The organism is Deinococcus apachensis DSM 19763 (assembly GCF_000381345.1).
Taxonomy (GTDB): domain Bacteria; phylum Deinococcota; class Deinococci; order Deinococcales; family Deinococcaceae; genus Deinococcus; species Deinococcus apachensis.
Window position 1 is genome coordinate 189,780 of sequence record NZ_KB906401.1, and the last position, 14,881, is coordinate 204,660.

15 protein-coding genes, 1 tRNA gene and 1 other RNA gene are annotated in these 14,881 nt (G+C 68.8%); 7 read left to right on the forward strand and 10 right to left on the reverse strand.

Going from position 1 to position 14,881, the window contains the following annotated elements:
* Nucleotides 1-15: 15 nt before the first annotated feature.
* The gene (ftsH, locus tag F784_RS0109270) at nucleotides 16-1,875 is read right to left on the reverse strand and encodes an ATP-dependent zinc metalloprotease FtsH (RefSeq protein ID WP_019586454.1); all 1,860 of its coding nucleotides are present in this window, start codon (nucleotides 1,873-1,875) and stop codon (nucleotides 16-18) included.
* Nucleotides 1,876-2,211: 336 nt separating this feature from the next.
* Between ftsH and F784_RS0109275 the strand changes: the two genes are divergently transcribed.
* Nucleotides 2,212-3,606: a tetratricopeptide repeat protein gene (locus F784_RS0109275; RefSeq protein ID WP_019586455.1), complete on the forward strand. Its 1,395-nt coding sequence runs from the start codon at nucleotides 2,212-2,214 to the stop codon at nucleotides 3,604-3,606.
* A gap of 52 nt (nucleotides 3,607-3,658) precedes the next feature.
* Here F784_RS0109275 and F784_RS0109280 read toward each other — a convergent pair whose 3' ends face one another.
* Complete coding sequence (locus F784_RS0109280) at nucleotides 3,659-4,405, reverse strand: hypothetical protein (RefSeq protein ID WP_157465142.1); 747 nt, start codon at nucleotides 4,403-4,405, stop codon at nucleotides 3,659-3,661.
* Between the two features lie 179 nt (nucleotides 4,406-4,584).
* Entirely contained in the window at nucleotides 4,585-7,032 is a 2,448-nt protein-coding gene (locus tag F784_RS0109285; RefSeq protein ID WP_019586457.1) for a glutamine--tRNA ligase/YqeY domain fusion protein, read from the reverse strand.
* A 71-nt stretch (nucleotides 7,033-7,103) separates the two neighbouring features.
* On the opposite strand from F784_RS0109285, the gene F784_RS0109290 reads away from it, so the two are divergent.
* Nucleotides 7,104-7,841: a GNAT family N-acetyltransferase gene (locus F784_RS0109290; RefSeq protein ID WP_019586458.1), complete on the forward strand. Its 738-nt coding sequence runs from the start codon at nucleotides 7,104-7,106 to the stop codon at nucleotides 7,839-7,841.
* Between the two features lie 344 nt (nucleotides 7,842-8,185).
* Here the strand turns inward: F784_RS0109290 and F784_RS0109295 are convergent, their stop codons facing one another.
* The 3 genes from F784_RS0109295 to F784_RS0109305 form a co-directional block, all read right to left on the reverse strand.
* Complete coding sequence (locus tag F784_RS0109295; RefSeq protein WP_019586459.1) at nucleotides 8,186-8,668, reverse strand: hypothetical protein; 483 nt, start codon at nucleotides 8,666-8,668, stop codon at nucleotides 8,186-8,188.
* Nucleotides 8,669-8,815: 147 nt separating this feature from the next.
* On the reverse strand, nucleotides 8,816-9,982 hold the full coding sequence (locus F784_RS0109300) for a S1C family serine protease (RefSeq protein ID WP_019586460.1): 1,167 nt from the start codon (nucleotides 9,980-9,982) through the stop codon (nucleotides 8,816-8,818).
* Complete coding sequence (locus F784_RS0109305; protein WP_019586461.1) at nucleotides 9,979-10,362, reverse strand: hypothetical protein; 384 nt, start codon at nucleotides 10,360-10,362, stop codon at nucleotides 9,979-9,981. The genes F784_RS0109300 and F784_RS0109305 overlap by 4 nt, the downstream gene beginning before the upstream one ends.
* 148 nt (nucleotides 10,363-10,510) lie before the next feature.
* On the opposite strand from F784_RS0109305, the gene F784_RS0109310 reads away from it, so the two are divergent.
* The gene (locus F784_RS0109310; protein ID WP_019586462.1) at nucleotides 10,511-11,209 is read left to right on the forward strand and encodes an XRE family transcriptional regulator; all 699 of its coding nucleotides are present in this window, start codon (nucleotides 10,511-10,513) and stop codon (nucleotides 11,207-11,209) included.
* Between the two features lie 22 nt (nucleotides 11,210-11,231).
* Nucleotides 11,232-11,681, forward strand: a complete 450-nt coding sequence (locus tag F784_RS0109315; RefSeq protein WP_019586463.1) for a gamma-glutamylcyclotransferase family protein — start codon at nucleotides 11,232-11,234, stop codon at nucleotides 11,679-11,681.
* A gap of 50 nt (nucleotides 11,682-11,731) precedes the next feature.
* Here the strand turns inward: F784_RS0109315 and rpsO are convergent, their stop codons facing one another.
* Complete coding sequence (rpsO, locus tag F784_RS0109320; RefSeq protein ID WP_019586464.1) at nucleotides 11,732-12,007, reverse strand: 30S ribosomal protein S15; 276 nt, start codon at nucleotides 12,005-12,007, stop codon at nucleotides 11,732-11,734.
* A gap of 155 nt (nucleotides 12,008-12,162) precedes the next feature.
* Between rpsO and F784_RS0109325 the strand changes: the two genes are divergently transcribed.
* The 3 genes from F784_RS0109325 to F784_RS0109330 all read left to right on the forward strand — a co-directional run bounded on the left by F784_RS0109325 (nucleotide 12,163) and on the right by F784_RS0109330 (nucleotide 12,950).
* A tRNA-Leu gene (locus F784_RS0109325) sits at nucleotides 12,163-12,246 on the forward strand.
* Nucleotides 12,247-12,331: 85 nt separating this feature from the next.
* Nucleotides 12,332-12,430, forward strand: an RNA gene (gene ffs / locus F784_RS25235) — signal recognition particle sRNA small type.
* Nucleotides 12,431-12,461: 31 nt separating this feature from the next.
* Entirely contained in the window at nucleotides 12,462-12,950 is a 489-nt protein-coding gene (locus F784_RS0109330; RefSeq protein WP_019586465.1) for an arsinothricin resistance N-acetyltransferase ArsN1 family A, read from the forward strand.
* A gap of 14 nt (nucleotides 12,951-12,964) precedes the next feature.
* Here F784_RS0109330 and F784_RS0109335 read toward each other — a convergent pair whose 3' ends face one another.
* The 3 genes from F784_RS0109335 to F784_RS22760 are packed head-to-tail and all read right to left on the reverse strand — an operon-like array spanning nucleotide 12,965 to nucleotide 14,780.
* Nucleotides 12,965-13,897 carry an aminoglycoside phosphotransferase family protein gene (locus F784_RS0109335; RefSeq protein WP_019586466.1) on the reverse strand — a complete coding sequence of 311 codons (933 nt, stop codon included), beginning with the start codon at nucleotides 13,895-13,897 and terminating at the stop codon, nucleotides 12,965-12,967.
* Nucleotides 13,898-13,937: 40 nt separating this feature from the next.
* Nucleotides 13,938-14,318 carry a hypothetical protein gene (locus F784_RS0109340; protein WP_019586467.1) on the reverse strand — a complete coding sequence of 127 codons (381 nt, stop codon included), beginning with the start codon at nucleotides 14,316-14,318 and terminating at the stop codon, nucleotides 13,938-13,940.
* Nucleotides 14,319-14,372: 54 nt separating this feature from the next.
* Nucleotides 14,373-14,780 carry a helix-turn-helix transcriptional regulator gene (locus tag F784_RS22760; RefSeq protein ID WP_019586468.1) on the reverse strand — a complete coding sequence of 136 codons (408 nt, stop codon included), beginning with the start codon at nucleotides 14,778-14,780 and terminating at the stop codon, nucleotides 14,373-14,375.
* Nucleotides 14,781-14,881: the final 101 nt, after the last annotated feature.

A 14,881-nucleotide genomic window follows, 5' to 3' on the forward strand; every position in this document is an offset into this window, starting at 1 on the left:
TCTTTCAGGCTGGGCTTACGCGGTGGGCTGCGGCGTGGGCTGTCCCTGCCCGCTTACCCGGGCCACGGCATCACGCACCACATCGCCCGTGATCAGTTCCTGGGTCAGCAGCGCGTCGGCGACCTCGTGCATGGCGGCGGCGTACTCGCTCACCAGGCTCTTGGCCCGCTCGTAGGCGCGGCCCAAGATGCGCTTGACGTCCTCGTCCACGAGTTGCGAGGTGTGCTCGCTGAAGGCCTTGGGCTTCGCCATGTCCTCACCCAGGAAGACCGGGCCGGAATCGGTGGTGAGCGCCATGTTCTTGAAGTTCTCGCCCATGCCCCACTCCAGCACCATCTTGCGGGCGATGTTCGTCGCCTTGCGGAAGTCGTCGGCGGCACCGCTCGTCACGCTGCCCATGAACACTTCCTCGGCGGCGCGGCCCCCCAGCGAGACGACGAGCTGGTTTTCCAACTTCTCCTTGCTCATGAGGACCTGCTCCTCCGGCAGGTAGAAGGCGGCGCCGAGCGCGCGGCCACGCGGGATGATGGAGACCTTCTGGAGCTTGTCGCTGCCGGGGATGACCGCGGCGGTGACGGCGTGCCCCGCCTCGTGGTAGGCGATGGCCTTTTTCTCGTCGGGGCTGATCGTCAGCGAGGAATTCTCCAGGCCGAGCGTGATCTTGTCGAGCGCCCGGTAGAAGTCGCTCATGTCGATCTGGGTCTTGCCGAGCCTTGCGGCCTCCAGCGCGGCCTCGTTCGTTACGTTCTTGAGGTCGGCGCCCGAGAAGTACGGAGTGCTCTTGGCGACCTCCGGCACGTCCACGCCGGTCGCCAGCGGCTTGTTCCGCAGGTGGACCTTCAGGATCGCCTCGCGCTCCTTGAGGTTAGGCAGGTCGATGGTCACCTGACGGTCGAAGCGGCCGGGGCGCAGCAGCGCCGGGTCGAGCACGTCCGGGCGGTTCGTCGCGCCCAGCACGATCACGCTGCTCGTCTTGTCGAAACCGTCCATCTCCGAGAGGATCTGGTTCAGCGTCTGCTCGCGCTCGTCGTGCCCGCCGCCGATGCCCGCTCCACGCTTGCGGCCGATGGAGTCGATCTCGTCGATGAACATGATGGCGGGCGCGCTCTTGCGGGCGTCCTCGAAGAGGGTCCGCACGCGGCTGGCACCGACGCCCACGAACATCTCCATGAACTCGGACGCGCTGACGCTGAAGAAGGGCACATCCGCCTCGCCCGCGATGGCCCGCGCGAGGAGCGTCTTACCGGTGCCGGGAGGGCCCACGAGCAGCACACCCTTGGGAATCTCGGCGCCGATCTGGTGGTACTTGCCGGGGTTTTTCAGGAAGTCGACGACCTCGATGAGTTCGCGCTTGGCCTCCTCGTGCCCGGCCACGTCGGTGAACTTGGTCTGGACGCGGTTTTCCTTGCCGTACTTCTTGGCGCGGGACTGTCCGAACTGCATCACGCCGTTCTGGCCGCCCTGGGCGCGCATGAAGAAGAAGTACATCATGCCGAACAGCAGGATGATGGGCAGGAAGTTCAGCAGGATGCCCAGCCACTGACTCGCCTGCTCGAAGCGGTAGTTGACGCCCTGCGCCTCAAGCTGGTTGATCAGCCCGCTGTCGGGCGTGGCCTGGTTGCTGGGCAGCCGGACGGTGAAATTCGGCACCTCGCGGGGCTGGGCCGAGCCATTCACGGCTACGGCGGTGGGCTCCTTTAACGTGACACGCGCCACGTTTTCCTGTACGACGACCTGCTCGATCTTGCCCTGTTCGAGCAGGTTCTTGAACACGTTGTAATTGACACTGGCCCGCCCGCTCATGGGTGCCTGAGAGAACATCAGGAACAGCGCCAGAACGAACAGGACGATCAGCCAGGGATTGAGCCGCCTCAAGTGGTCCTCCGGGGAGAAAGAAAGGGATTGGGACGGGAGCCGTCCCACCGGACTTGAGTGTACCAGACTCAAGTCCGGCGTGCGTATTCGCCGTCACACCTTGGGCTTTAATGTCGCCCAACTTTGAACAGGGACGGTCATGGGGCCGGGGGGGTCGGCGCCTGACTAGCACGGCCAGTGGGGCGGTCAGGATGTTGAACACAAGGGTGGGTCCAGGCGGCCTGAGCCGGTAGTTTCCCGGCAACCGCTGAAAGGGGGAGGTGGGCGGTAAAGGCGGCCCGTCTTCGTGCGGCACACCTGACGCCCCTTCTCCTGCCCGCGCTATTCTGAGGGGTGATGATCGACGTCGCCACCACCTGGCAGCAGGCTTGCACGGCGCTCGCGGGGGGCGACTATGACGTGGCATTCGGCGTGTTGGAAGGCGCCATGCACGAGGCCCGCAAGCCCGAGCAGGCGCGGATTGCGCTGTACCTCGCCAGCGTCCACGCCCTGTACGGGGACACCGCCGAGATCGGCGCGGCCCTGCGCGAGGCCCGCACCCTGAACTCCGGCCTACGCGAGGACCCGCTGTACCTCGCCCTGAGTGCCGAACTCGACGCCCGCACCCGCGGCCCCGATGCCGCGCCTCCCCCGCCCGCCGTGCGCGAGGCCGCCGACCCCCTGACCCGCTACCACGCCGTCGCGGCCCTCGCCCTGGCCGAGCAGCCCCAGGCCGCGCTCGACGTTCACCTGCCCGTGGCCGAGCTGCCCGAACACCTGCGCTGGCGGCTCAGGAGCTGGCAGGCCGACTGCGAGGAGCAACTTGGGCACCTCCAGGAGGCCGCGCACCTGTACGCGGAGGCAGCGCACCACGCGGGCGGACTGAACCGCGCGATCATGCTGCAAGAGGGCGCCGCGCTGCTGCTGCAACTCGGCCAGCCGCAGGAGGCGAAGGCGGCACTCGACCAGGCCCGCCCCCTCTACACCGGCCACGACCCGGAGGAGGGGCTAAACCTCGCCACCTGGCATTACCTCCAGGCGCAGGCTCTCCTCAACCTCGGCAAGCCCGAGGAGGCGCTCTCCAGCATCCGTGAGGCCGACCGGCTGGAACGCGCCCACGGCGACCCGAGCTACGGCGTGGCCCTCGTCTGGGGCCAGGTCATGACGCACCTCGGCCAGCACGAAGAGGCCCTGCAGCACTTCGAGCGGGCCCTGACGCTCGCCACCGACGCCGACCGCCCCTACGCGCTGCACGAACTCGGGGTAGCCCTGCTCGACCTCGACCGCCCGGTGGAGGCCCGCGAGCGGCTGGAAGCCGTCCTCGCCGATCCCGACTACCCCTACGCGCCCGAGGTCCTGGCCGATCTTGCCGAGTGCGATTACCGGCTGGGGCGCTTGCAGGAGGCGCAGACCGCCGCCGAGCAGGCGCTCGCGCAGGGGGCGGTCGTACCCGCCAGCCTGGTGCTGGGCAGCGTGGCGCTCGACTACTACCACCTTGACGAGGCGCTGGACCACTACGAGCGGGTGGTGCGCGAGGCGGCCCCGCACAGCCGCGACTGGATCACCGGGCACCAGATGGCCGCCGACGTGATGGCCCAGCAGGGCTTCCGCGACCCCGCCGCCGCCTATGCCCACGCCCAGCAGGCGCTGGAATACACCCCCGAGAGTGACGACTGGTACGGCACCCTGCAGGATTATCTGAATAAGGCGCAGACGCTGATGGGCGAGAAGAGCGGGCGGATGCTGAACTGAGGAAAAGGGGAGGCCAGGCATTCCACCGCCTGGCCTTCTCCATTGTCCGGCCTTAGTCCAGAAAGGCCACGAAAGGTGCACCGGGCGCTTCGCCCTCGGTGTTCATCAGGACGCGGTGCCAGCCAGGTAGCCAGAGGGTCGCGTGGTCGGGATGGCGGACCTCGCCGCGTACGTACAGCTCCGGGTTCCGCACCCGTGTCTGCCAGTTCCAGGTCCGGGTGTTGGGGTTGCGCCAGATCAGGTGCTCGTACTGAGCGGACGTGAGGGGCTGGCGGTGGCGGCGCGAGACGTACACCATCTCACCACCAAGACGGGCCGCCTCCGCGCAGGCGCTCGGCGGGGATGACCACCTCGGGGGCGGGCACGAAGAACCACTCGCCCTGCCGCAGCGAGGCGGCGTTGTGGCGGCGCAGGCGATGGCGGGGCCGCACAGGCAGTCCTCCTCGGCGCGGACGGCGGGGGGCTTGAGGGCGCGCATGGCGGTGACCACATCGCGCACCCCCTCGCCGGGCACGGCGGCGGTGAAGAGGTGGCGCTCGTCGAAGCCGCACAGGAACTTGTCCTTGCGCCCCGGCGTGCGGGCCAACAGCAGGAGTTGCCGCAGCCCCGGCTGCACGTCGAGGACGCTCAGCTCGGGGGCGCCGTCCTCCGGCAACCGCACCAGGAAGTGCTCGCCATGACGGTCACGCGCCACATTGATGTCGAAAGTCGGGAGCGGAAAGCCCCGGCGGGAGAGGGCCGGAACGACCTTCACACGCTGCTCAAGCCGCGCGAAGGACCGCTCCAGGCCGAGGAACATGCCCATAAGAACCTCGGGAAGACAGGGAGAGGGCGAAAGCTGGGGCCGACTCGGAACTGGCTTTTCGGGACATGAGGACACCTCCAGGCTGGATTTCCTACCCGCCCAGGGTAAAAGGAAGCCCGCCGCCCCACATGCGCTACCTGGCAGGGTGGCGGGCTGGTGAAATGGCGGAGAGATTAGCCCTTCAGCGCCGCTCCCAGCCGCTCGGCGACCACCTTCGGGTCCGCCTTGCCCCCGGTCGCCCGCATCACCTGGCCGGTGAAGAAGCCCATCAACCCCGTCTTGCCGCCCCGGTACGCCTCCACCTTGTCGGGGTTGGCGCTCATGACCTCGCGGATGGCGGCCTCAATCGCTCCCGTATCCGTCACCACGCGCAGGCCCTCGCGCTCCACGATGGCGGCAGGCGCCTCGCCAGATTCGGCGGCGCGGGCGAGGACTTCCTTGGCGATGCGGGTGCTGATCTGTCCCCCCGCCAGGAGAGCGGCGAGCGCGGGCAGGTCGGCGGCGGCAAGGCGGCTCTCGCCCGAACGCAGGCCGGGGGCGAGGTCGTTCACGATCCAGGCCGCGACCTGTGCGGCGTGCTTACCAGCATTGGCCCCCACAAAGAATTCCCCCAGGACCGCGTCCCGCGCGAGCGTGCGCGCGTCCGCCTCCGCGACGCCCTGAGCTGTCAGGCGAGCGACCTCTGCATCCTGCTCGGGGGTGAGGGAGACAGCGTGGGGCTTGGGACCCGCCGCCTGCGGGGCTTCAACCTTCGGCGCCTCGGCTTTCGGCCTCGCGCCTTCCGCCTTCCCCACCTCCTTCGCCCAGGTATCCTTGAGGGTCATGATCCGGCCGAAGACGAGCGCTCCCTCCCGGCTGTCCACCGGATCGCGCCAGAAGTAGCCCTGCCGCTCGAACTGGTAGCGGGTATTCGCCGGGTCATCCGCCACGCTGGGCTCCACAACGCCGCGCATCACCCGCAGGCTGTGGGGGTTGAGGTAGCGCAGGAAGCCCACGTCTACCGGGGCCGCCTCGTTCTCGTGGCTCATGCGCTCGGGGTCGAAGGGCGGGAGGATATCGTCGGGGTTCTCGCCCTCGGGATGCGCCACGCGGAAGAGGCGGTCGTACAGGCGGAACTCGGCGGGAACGGCCTGACCGGCGCTCACCCAGTGGATCACCCCAGCGGCCTTCGCGTCCTCGCCGAGCAGGGTGGCGTGGATCGCCGTGACGTTCCCCTGCGCGTCCGTCTCCACCTCGTCCGCCCGGATGATCCCCGCGCCGCGCAGCCGCACCGTACCGCCCCTCGTCAGCCGCTTGTAGCCCTTCGGAGGATCGAGAGAGAAGTCCTCGCGCTCGATGTACAGCTCGCGGGTGAGGGGGACGCCCCGCACGGCCTGCTCCGGCGCCACCCGCTCGCCGGTCGGCAGGGCCACCAGACCGTCCGGCGAGTCGCGAATTACGTCGTGGGGCCAGTACGGGAGGGAGAGGAGGCGCGTCTCCCCTTCCGGGAGGTTGCCAATCATCACCCGCACGGGGTCAAGGACGGCCATCACGCGCGGCGCCCTGTGGTTCAGGTCGTCGCGCACGGCGTGCTCGTACAGGGCGATGTCCACCGTGCGGTTCGTGCGGCTCACCCCGATCTGCGAGGCGAAGGCGCGGATGGCCTCGGCGGTCACGCCCCGCCGCCGCTGCGCCGCGATGGTCGGCATGCGCGGATCGTCCCAGCCGGTCACGAAGCCTTCCTCGACGAGGCGGCGCAGCTTGCGCTTGCTCACGATGGTGTATTCCAGGCTGCGGCGCCCGAACTCGTACTGGTGCGGGCGGGGCTTTCCGGCGAAGAGCTGCTCCATCAGCCAGTCGTAGATCGCGCGGTTGTCCACGTACTCCAGGCTGCACAGGCTGTGCGTCACGCCCTCCATCGCGTCCTGGAGGGGATGCTGGAAGTCGTACATCGGGTAGATGCACCAGTCGTTCCCCGTGCGGTAGTGCTCGGCGTACATGATGCGGTACAGCACCGGGTCGCGCAGCTTCATGTTGGGGCTGGCGAGGTCAATCTTGGCCCTAAGGACGTGCTCGCCCTCCCGGAACTCTCCCGCACGCATCCGGCGGAACAGGTCGAGGTTCTCCTCCGGCGTGCGGTCGCGGTAGGGGCTCGGCGTGCCCGGGGTATCCACCGTGCCGCGCAGCCGCGACATCTCCTCCTGGCTCACGCTGTCGACGTAGGCCAGCCCGCGCCCGATGAGTTCCTCGGCGTACCCGTAGTAGCGCTCGTAGTCGTCCGAAGCGAAGTAGAGGTGATCCCCCCAGTCCCACCCCAGCCAGCGCACGTCCCGCATCAGCCCCTCAGCGAACTCCATGCTCTCGGCCTCGGGGTTGGTGTCGTCTAGGCGCAGGTGACAGCGCCCGCCGAAGTCGAGCGCCGTGCCGAAGTCGAGCGAGCATGCGAAGGCGTGGCCCAGGTGCATGTAGCCGTTGGGCTCGGGCGGAAAGCGGGTCACGATCTGCGGGTATTTCCCGCTGCCCAGGTCGCGCTCCATGATCTCAGTGATGAAGTTGGGGGCCACGTGGGAGCCGGAAGCCCCCTCACCCCTGCCCACGTCGCTGGGCAGGGCCGTGCTGGAGGAAGAATCGGGGGCCGTCATGGGGCCAGGATAGCGTTCCCCCTGCCGCCGCCCTCACGGTCTGCATGAGGCCCGGGCGCTACGGTGGCTCCATGACCCTGCCCGTCACCGTCCGCCGCGTGACCGACCCCGACGACCCGGCGCTGGCCGCGTTCGGCCGGATACAGGAACAGAGCTACTACGCGCCCGACATGCTGATCCCCCCCGCCGCCTTTCCGCACCTCGTGGCGGGCGGGGGCCGGGGAGAGCGGCGCGACCGAATTCTGGTCGCCGAGAACGCCGCGGGGCAGGTGCTGGGCGGCACCGTCTACCACCTGCTGCCCGAGGCGGGCTTCAGCTCTTTCGTCGCCGTGGCGAGGGACGCGCGGGGCCGGGGCGTCAGCCGCGCCCTGCACGAGGCACGGCTGGAGGACATCCGCGCCCACGGCCTGAAGGGCCTCTTCGCCGACAGCGTCTTTCCCGGACGCGAGGACGCCGCCGACCGCGAGGCCGAAGCCCGGGTGGGCACCGACCCGGTCGCGCGACGACGCGCCCTGCACGCCCTGGGTTACCGAACCGTGGACGTGCCCTACTGGCAACCCGTGGGCGGCCCAAATGGCGGCCCCCTGACCGACCTTGACCTGATCTACGACCCGCTGGATGGCGCGAGTACCGTACCCACCCGCCTGGTAACCTCCACCCTCCGCGCCTACTGGTCCGGCTGGCTGGGCCAGAGCCGCGCCCGGAGAGAAGCCGAAGCCCTGGCCGAGCGCGCTGGAAGCGACACCCTGGCCCTCCTGCCCGCGACCGAGACGCCGAGGTACTGGCAGGGGAAGGGGGTGGAGCAGTAAACCTCCCCCGCAAGGGGGAGGAGTGACAGCGCCAAAGCTTCAGCTCTTTAAAAACCGTCTCTTGTGGACGGCCAATCGCCACAAGTCGCTGGTTCTCGCACGGCCTTCACCCGCCTTGCTCTCGCAGTGAGACGGTGGGCACGCGGCTGGGTACACAGCAGGGTCAAACCTTCGTCAGGAGAAACGACCCCAGGCGGGGCGGGCGAGCCCTTTGCCGAGCGCAGCGGGAAGCTCCCCTGCCCCCTCTGAGGGTAGGGACTGGGGGTGGGGCAAACGAGGGCAAGATGCCCGGCCCCAAAAAAACATCACGCCCCCAACCGGAAGCGTGATGCGAAAGTAGACCTTTACGCCGCAGGCTGCTCGTTCCCCGCCTCCGCCTCAGCCCCACGCCGACCACGGGCCGGACGCTCCGGCGCCGCCTCCGCAGCCGCAGCACCCGCGACGGCAGGAACGCCGATCCGCACCAGCGTGTCCCCAAACGCCCGCATCGCGTCACTCGCCTCCAGCTCTGCGACGGCCCGGGCGTTGAGCGCCTTGAGTTCCTCCCGCGTGACGGCATACTCGGGCGCGTCGTGACCCTTGAGCGTCCGCAGCACGCTGTAGGCATTGCCCGCCTCGATGGTCGCCCCCTTGCTGGTGGTGACGCTGGGGTCGGTGGTCATGTCGCTACCCACCAGCGTGATCGCCTCGGGCGAGATCAGCGTGACCCGGTCGCCCCGTTCCTCCATGTGGGCAGCGAGTTGCAGCAGCCCCCGCAGGTGCAGCATGTGCGTGAACAGGTCGAGGTGCGCGAGCATCGCCCCCGCTTTCTTCAGCAGTGTATCCATAACCCGTATTGTTCTGTTTTTGGCAGAATTGTCAAGCCCTCTTAGGCTTAAGGCTTGAAGAGCTTTCGAGCGGGAACAGAACGACGCCCGTCAGAAAGGCAGAAGGAGGGGGAAAACCCCCTCCTCCCTGGCCGAGCGGAACACTCCTCAGTTGCGAACTTCAGTGCGCGCCGCCAGGGTCAGCTTGACCTCGATCTTCTTGCCGCCCCGCAGCACTGTGAGGGTGACCGTCTGACCGGGCTGGTAGCGGCGGACGGCGTACTGGAAGTCGGAGAAGTTGGCGATGGCGCGGCCATTGACGGCGGTCACGATGTCACCCGAGGTGCGCTTGCCGTTCTGATCGAAGGCGAGGGGTTGCAGACCTGCGCGGGAGGCGGGGCTGCCCTGCGAGACCGAAGTGAAGAAAGCGCCCGGCGTAGTCCCCAGGTCGAGGTCGAAGGCGTCGCTGAACTCCTTGAAGTTCTCGGCGGGCAATGCAAAGGCGAAGTCCAGGCGGTTGTCGAGGCCGATACCAATCACGGGGGCGTCCCGCTTCACCCCTTTACGGAGATCGGCGAGGGCCTGACTCGTGCGCGTGACGGGGACAGCATAGGCGGTGATGTTCCCCGCCCCGCCACTGGGAGCACCGATTCCCCGTCTGGACCCGCCCACGCTGATGTAGCTCACCACGCCCATCACCTCGCCGCGGGCGTTGATGATCGGCCCGCCGCTGTCTCCCGGGATAAGCTGCGCGTTCAGCTCCAGCGTGCCGGGTGGGAAGTCCGCGCGTCCGGCGTCGCTGTCCAGACCGGTCAGGCGCCCGGTCTTGGGGGTCAGGAAGGCGCCGCCCCCATTCCCGATGGCGAGCGCCGGATCACCCACGGCGGGGCGAGCGGCGGCAAGCGGCATGGAGGGTGTGCCAGCAGGCACGTTCACCTTCAACAGGGCGAGGTCGGCCTGGTCGTCGTAGCCGATCACCTGCACGGTATAGCGCTTCTTGTCGAGTGTCACGGCGCTCAGGCGCTGGGCCTCGAAGACCACGTGGTAGGCGGTCAGGGCGTACCCGTCACCGATCAGGAAGGCGGTGCCCACGCCGTCGGGCTCGGTACAGTCATTCGGAGGGCAGTCCTCAATCCGCAGGGTCGCGGGGCGCAGCTTCTGGTACAGGGCGCGCAGGCTCGCGGTCTCGCTGGCACTGAGGGGAGCGGGAGTGTTCGCCTGCCGCTGGGCAGGGGTCGTGGGGGCGGCGGTCTGGGCGGAAACGGTGGCGCCGCTGAGCAGCAGCGCCAGCGACAGGGTCAGACCGCGCGTGGCGGCCCTCCAGGCTGCGTTCATGCCTCAGTGTGATCGCTGGGGCGGGACACGTATGTGCCGCGAGTTCCGTTCCTGAACCAACGGTGCCGGGGGACGGAGGGCAGCCCCAGTTTGCGCTCGATCAGGGCGCTCAGCCGCGTCAGGATGCCGGGGCCACTCCAGCCGATCACGCAGGCCGCCGCCAGCAGCAGCGCCGGGGCGGGCGCGGGCCGCATGAACACTGTCAGCAGCGCCGTCACCGTCAGGGCCGCGATGCCCGCCGCCATGGAGAGGGCCGCTACCTGCCGCAACCGGGGCAGGGTGACGCGGGCGAGCTGCCGCGCGAGTTGCGTCACAGCGCCCGCGGCAAAGGCGACGCCCAGCAGCGGCGCGATGCCGGAAAGGGGGGTGGGGTCGGTCATGGAAACCTCCTCTGGCAAAGGGGACGGAAAGGCGGAACGGGAGGAGAAAAACCCAGGTCGAATACGTCAAAAGCATAATATGACGGGAGTCATAGAGTCAAGGTCTGGAATTCCAGTTGTGCGAATCCTCACACCGTAGACTGGTCCCATGACTTCCTCTTCTCCCCTTGCCGATCTGTCCGCCTGGCTGCGCGAGCGGCGGGGCGCGCTGGGGCTGCGGCAGGACGAGGTGGCGCGGCGCACGGCGCTCCACGGCGGCGAGGCGGGCACAGTCACGCAGCCCTACCTCAGCCGCCTGGAACGGGGAGTGCGGCCCCTGGACGCCCTCACGCCCGCCCGGCAGGACGCGCTGCGGCGGGCGCTGGAGATCAGCGCGGGCGAGTGGGTGGCGCGGACCGGGCTGCCGCTCCTCTCGCGGGAAAGCAGCGACGACGCACTCACCGCCCTCGAACTGTTCCGCGTGCCGGTGCGTGCCCTCGCCACGGCGGGTCTGCCGCTGACGGAGGATTCCAGCAGCGTCATCGACATCGAACTCGTCCCCGCGCGCGAGCACCGCCCCGGCATGCTGGTGCTGGAGGTCCAGGGCGACTCCATGACCGAGCCGGGGGGCGGCGGTATCCGCCCGGGCGACCGCGTCTACGTGGACCCCGGCGACCTCGACCTGCGCGAGGGCCGGGTGTATGTGCTGCACGTGACCGGCCTGGGCCTGACCGTCAAGCGGCTGCGGCGCTACGGCGATCACGTCTGGCTCACCAGCGACAACCCCGATCATCCCCCGGTGCGCCCGGAGGAGGCGACCATCGTGGGCCGGGTGTACTTCCACCAGCCGCGCGGAACGCGCCTGTAGACGGGGAGTTACCCTGGGGCGCATGGCCGACCCCCTGACCCGCGTCTTCGTGTACGGCACCCTGATGCCCGGCGAGCGCAACGCCGGTGTGGCCGCGCGGGGTGGTCCGTTCGAGGCTGCCCCCGCCCGCCTGCCCGGCTTCCGGCTGCTGCATCTCCTTCCCGAAGCGTATCCCGTCATCGTGCCGGGACAACCCGGGGAGCAGGTGCGCGGCTACGTCCTGACCTACCCCCAGGACGGCTGGGACCGCGCCCTACCTTTCCTGGACGCGCTGGAGGGGGTCCACGAGACACCGCCGCTGTACACCCGCGAGTGCGTGACGGTCAGGCTGGACGGGGGTGGAAGTGTCCCAGTCTGGGTGTACGTGTATGCCGCTGCTGGACGCCTGGACCAGCCGGGGGTGGTTCCCGTCCCGGGGGGTGACTGGCGCCATCTACCGGACCGAACGAGGCCCCGTCCGGGTGACCGCTAGCCAAGAAAAAACCACCCCGGAAGGTCCAGGGTGGCGTGGGAGAGCGGGTCTCAGCGGATGACGCGCTGGCCGCGGCGGATGTTCAGGCGATCCGTCAGGGCGATGTACTCGTCGTAGCTGGTGCGCTCCAGGTACTTCAGGAGGCGGCGGCGCTGGCCGTTCAGGAGTTGCAGGCCGCGCTGGCCGTGCTTGTCCTTCTGGTTTTCGGTCAGGTGGCGCGACAGGTTGTTGATGCGCTCGGTCAGGAGCGCCACCTGCACGGCGGTGCTGCCGGTGTCGTTGCTGCTCTTGGCGTAGGTCTGAATGGTCTGCTTTTTGTCGATCACGTGGTACCTCTCTTGTTATGAAGTCCCGCTCGCGGCAGCCGGGGCAAAAAGACAGCCGGGCCCCACCGCTCGCGGCGGCAGAGGGGAGCTTAGCACGAATCTGGGCCTTGACAAGAGGCGCCCTCCCCCCTAGTATCTCTTTCGCCCTTCACCCTGCTCGGGTGGCGGAATTGGTAGACGCGCACGTTTGAGGGGCGTGTAGGTTTCCTGTGTGGGTTCAAGTCCCATCCCGAGCACCATAAGCACCGCCGGAGTTCACCGCTCCGGCGGTTTGCTTTGGCTGCCCTGTCCACCCCGCCGCCGTGTGCTACACTCCGCGTCGCATTGCTGGCGCAGCGCAGCGGGAACGCCTGAACCTGGTCAGGGCCGGAAGGCAGCAGCCATAAGGGATGATTTCCGGGTGCCGCTGCTCACCGGCAATGCTTTTTTGTGCCCTGACGTGCCACCATCGGGCATGACCCGTACCCGGGCGGCCACGCCGGACGACGCTCCCGCCATCACCCGCATCTACAACCAGGGCATCCGGGACCGGGTGGCGACCTTCGAGACGCGGGAGCGCGGCGAGGCGGAGGTGCGCGAGAGGCTGGTCGGTCCGCAGCCCGCCGTCGTCGTGATGGATGATGCCGGGAACGTCGTGGCCTTTGCCTGGAGCAGCCCCTACAGCACCCGCCCGGCCTACGCGACCATCGGGGATCACGGCGTCTATGTCGCGCGGGAGGCCCGGGGACAGGGGTACGGCGAGGCGGCCCTGCGTGCCCTGATGGTTGCTGCACGGCAGGCCGGGCTCCACAAGCTCACCAGCCGCATCTTCGCGGACAACGAACCCAGCCGCCGACTGCACCTGCGCTGCGGCTTCCGCGAGGTCGGCCTTCAGTACCGCCACGCCCGGCTGGACGGTGAGTGGCGCGATGTGGTGGTCGTGGAGGCCTTGCTGGACGGGTGAAGGAATATTCCTCCTCAGACGGGGAGAAGTCGGCGCGCCACCTCCAGGAAGGGAGCGCCCACCCGGGTGAGGCCGTGACGCTTCAAAAAGAGCCCGGTCGAGACCCGCTCCAGGTAGGCCCACTGCCAGACGGCCTCGGCCTCCGTCCCCGTCGCCCGCGCCACCGCCCCGCACCAGGCGCGCACCTCCGAGTGGGGGTCGGCCGAGGCCAGAAGACGCCCGTTCCAGCCTCTCAAAGCGACCCCGAGGTCGTACTCCGGTTCGCACAGAAAGCCCTCCGGGTCCACGAACACGTGGCCGGTCTCGGCGCCCGGACGGCTGGCCTCGACGGGCAGCAGATTCCCCACGTGGGGGTCGCCGTGAACCAGAACCTGCCGGGCAGGATCATGGGCCGCCAGGCGTTCCCGGGCATAGCGCACCGCCTGATCGGCCACGGCGTGCAGGGCGGGGTCCTCCTCCTGCCGCACCGAGTCACGCACCAGGGCGAGCAGCCCGGCGGCCTTGTGCTCGGACGGCTCCGGCAGGGACCGGGCGAGTTCGGCCGTTCCCCGCCAGGCCTGCATCAGCGTCCCGACCAGAACGGGCAGCACGGCGGGCACATCGTCCAGCGATTCCTCAATCGGCGGCCCGAGGGCTTCCATCAGGAGCGCACCCCGGCCAGGGTCATGGGCGAGTACCTGCACGTAGCCTTGTCCCCGCGCGGCCACCAGCGTTGCTATCTGCGTGTTCAGGATGGGTTCCGGCAGGGCCAGTTTGAGGACGGCCCGCCCGCCGTCCGCAGTGGTCACCCGGCAGACGTAGGAACGGCTTCCTCCGGGGAGCGCCTCGCCCAGCCGTAAGCCCCACTCGCGGCATTGCTGCTGGACGGCACGGGGCAGTGAATCGAGCCAGCGGCGGCCGGGAGCGCCCAGGCTTTCCGCATAGGCCCGCACGACGGGTTGTGCCATGACAGGACCAGCGCCTTCCAGGTTCACAACTCCCCCGGTCTCAGCGCGTCTTCGGAATCAGGACCAGCGACTGCGTCTCCTTCACCACCGCCAGTTCGCGCAGCCGCTCGGGGTCGAGGTCGCCCGATTTCGCCAGTGTCTCCGCCTTCTTGCGGTCGATCACGGCGACTTCCAGGGCAGCGGCGTCGCCGAACACGTCCCGGAAGTGATCGACCGGATACTCGACCCGGCGCGAGACCTTCAGTTCCGCGCGGTACAGGTCGGTCTCGGCGCGGGCCCCCGAGGTGAGCGCGGCCTTGATCTGAGCGGCCAGGGCGTCCCGTTCCAGCTCCAGCCCCTGCAAGGTGTCGCGCAGGGTGGCGTAGCGCTCCAGCAGGTCGTGCAGCGTGGGTTCCTCGGTGGGATGCAGCGGCGCCGTCATGAGCTCAGCCTAAAGCAAGAAGAGCCCGCGGGACTGGGCGCACCCCACCCTCCTTTAGGCGGGCTGCGGAAGGGGCGCAGCCTGGGCCTCCTCCAACAATGCCAGCAGGTGTCCGACCGTCCGGTGCGCCTCCAACGGGTGACGCAGGTGGAAGCCGGGGTCTACCGTGTACCTGTTGCGGCGGCCCTCACGGGTGCGCGTGAGAACGCCCGCCTGCTCCAGTTCCCGCACAATGCGCTGCACGGCGCGTTCGGTGATCCCGACCAAGTCGGCGACCTGCCGCAGGGTGGCGTCGGGCTCCCGCACCAGGCACAGCAGCACGTGGCTGTGGTTGGTCAGGAAGGTCCACTGGCTGTCGGGGGCAGGGTCAGTCATGGGTGGGGTAGGAATCGGCGAGGTCAGTTCGGCGCGGATCAGCAGTCTATGCCGGTCCTCCCGCCGGGGGATGGACGAGCTGAGCAACTCCTCCTCCCAGGACTGTACACGGTATAAAGGGCGAAATCAAATACACGAAACATTTTTCGCTATTATCTCCTTAGCTGCGGGGAGTCGCCCCGAACTGC

What these genes read in the sequence shown, in the direction of transcription:
- F784_RS0109275 (WP_019586455.1), top strand. Translation starts at nt 2,212, where the DNA reads ATGATCGACGTCGCCACCACCTGGCAGCAGGCTTGCACGGCGCTCGCG.
- F784_RS0109280 (WP_157465142.1), bottom strand. Translation starts at nt 4,405, where the DNA reads ATGTTCCTCGGCCTGGAGCGGTCCTTCGCGCGGCTTGAGCAGCGTGTG.
- F784_RS0109285 (WP_019586457.1), bottom strand. Translation starts at nt 7,032, where the DNA reads ATGACGGCCCCCGATTCTTCCTCCAGCACGGCCCTGCCCAGCGACGTG.
- F784_RS0109290 (WP_019586458.1), top strand. Translation starts at nt 7,104, where the DNA reads ATGACCCTGCCCGTCACCGTCCGCCGCGTGACCGACCCCGACGACCCG.
- F784_RS0109295 (WP_019586459.1), bottom strand. Translation starts at nt 8,668, where the DNA reads ATGGATACACTGCTGAAGAAAGCGGGGGCGATGCTCGCGCACCTCGAC.
- F784_RS0109300 (WP_019586460.1), bottom strand. Translation starts at nt 9,982, where the DNA reads ATGAACGCAGCCTGGAGGGCCGCCACGCGCGGTCTGACCCTGTCGCTG.
- F784_RS0109305 (WP_019586461.1), bottom strand. Translation starts at nt 10,362, where the DNA reads ATGACCGACCCCACCCCCCTTTCCGGCATCGCGCCGCTGCTGGGCGTC.
- F784_RS0109310 (WP_019586462.1), top strand. Translation starts at nt 10,511, where the DNA reads ATGACTTCCTCTTCTCCCCTTGCCGATCTGTCCGCCTGGCTGCGCGAG.
- F784_RS0109315 (WP_019586463.1), top strand. Translation starts at nt 11,232, where the DNA reads ATGGCCGACCCCCTGACCCGCGTCTTCGTGTACGGCACCCTGATGCCC.
- F784_RS0109330 (WP_019586465.1), top strand. Translation starts at nt 12,462, where the DNA reads ATGACCCGTACCCGGGCGGCCACGCCGGACGACGCTCCCGCCATCACC.
- F784_RS0109335 (WP_019586466.1), bottom strand. Translation starts at nt 13,897, where the DNA reads ATGGCACAACCCGTCGTGCGGGCCTATGCGGAAAGCCTGGGCGCTCCC.
- F784_RS0109340 (WP_019586467.1), bottom strand. Translation starts at nt 14,318, where the DNA reads ATGACGGCGCCGCTGCATCCCACCGAGGAACCCACGCTGCACGACCTG.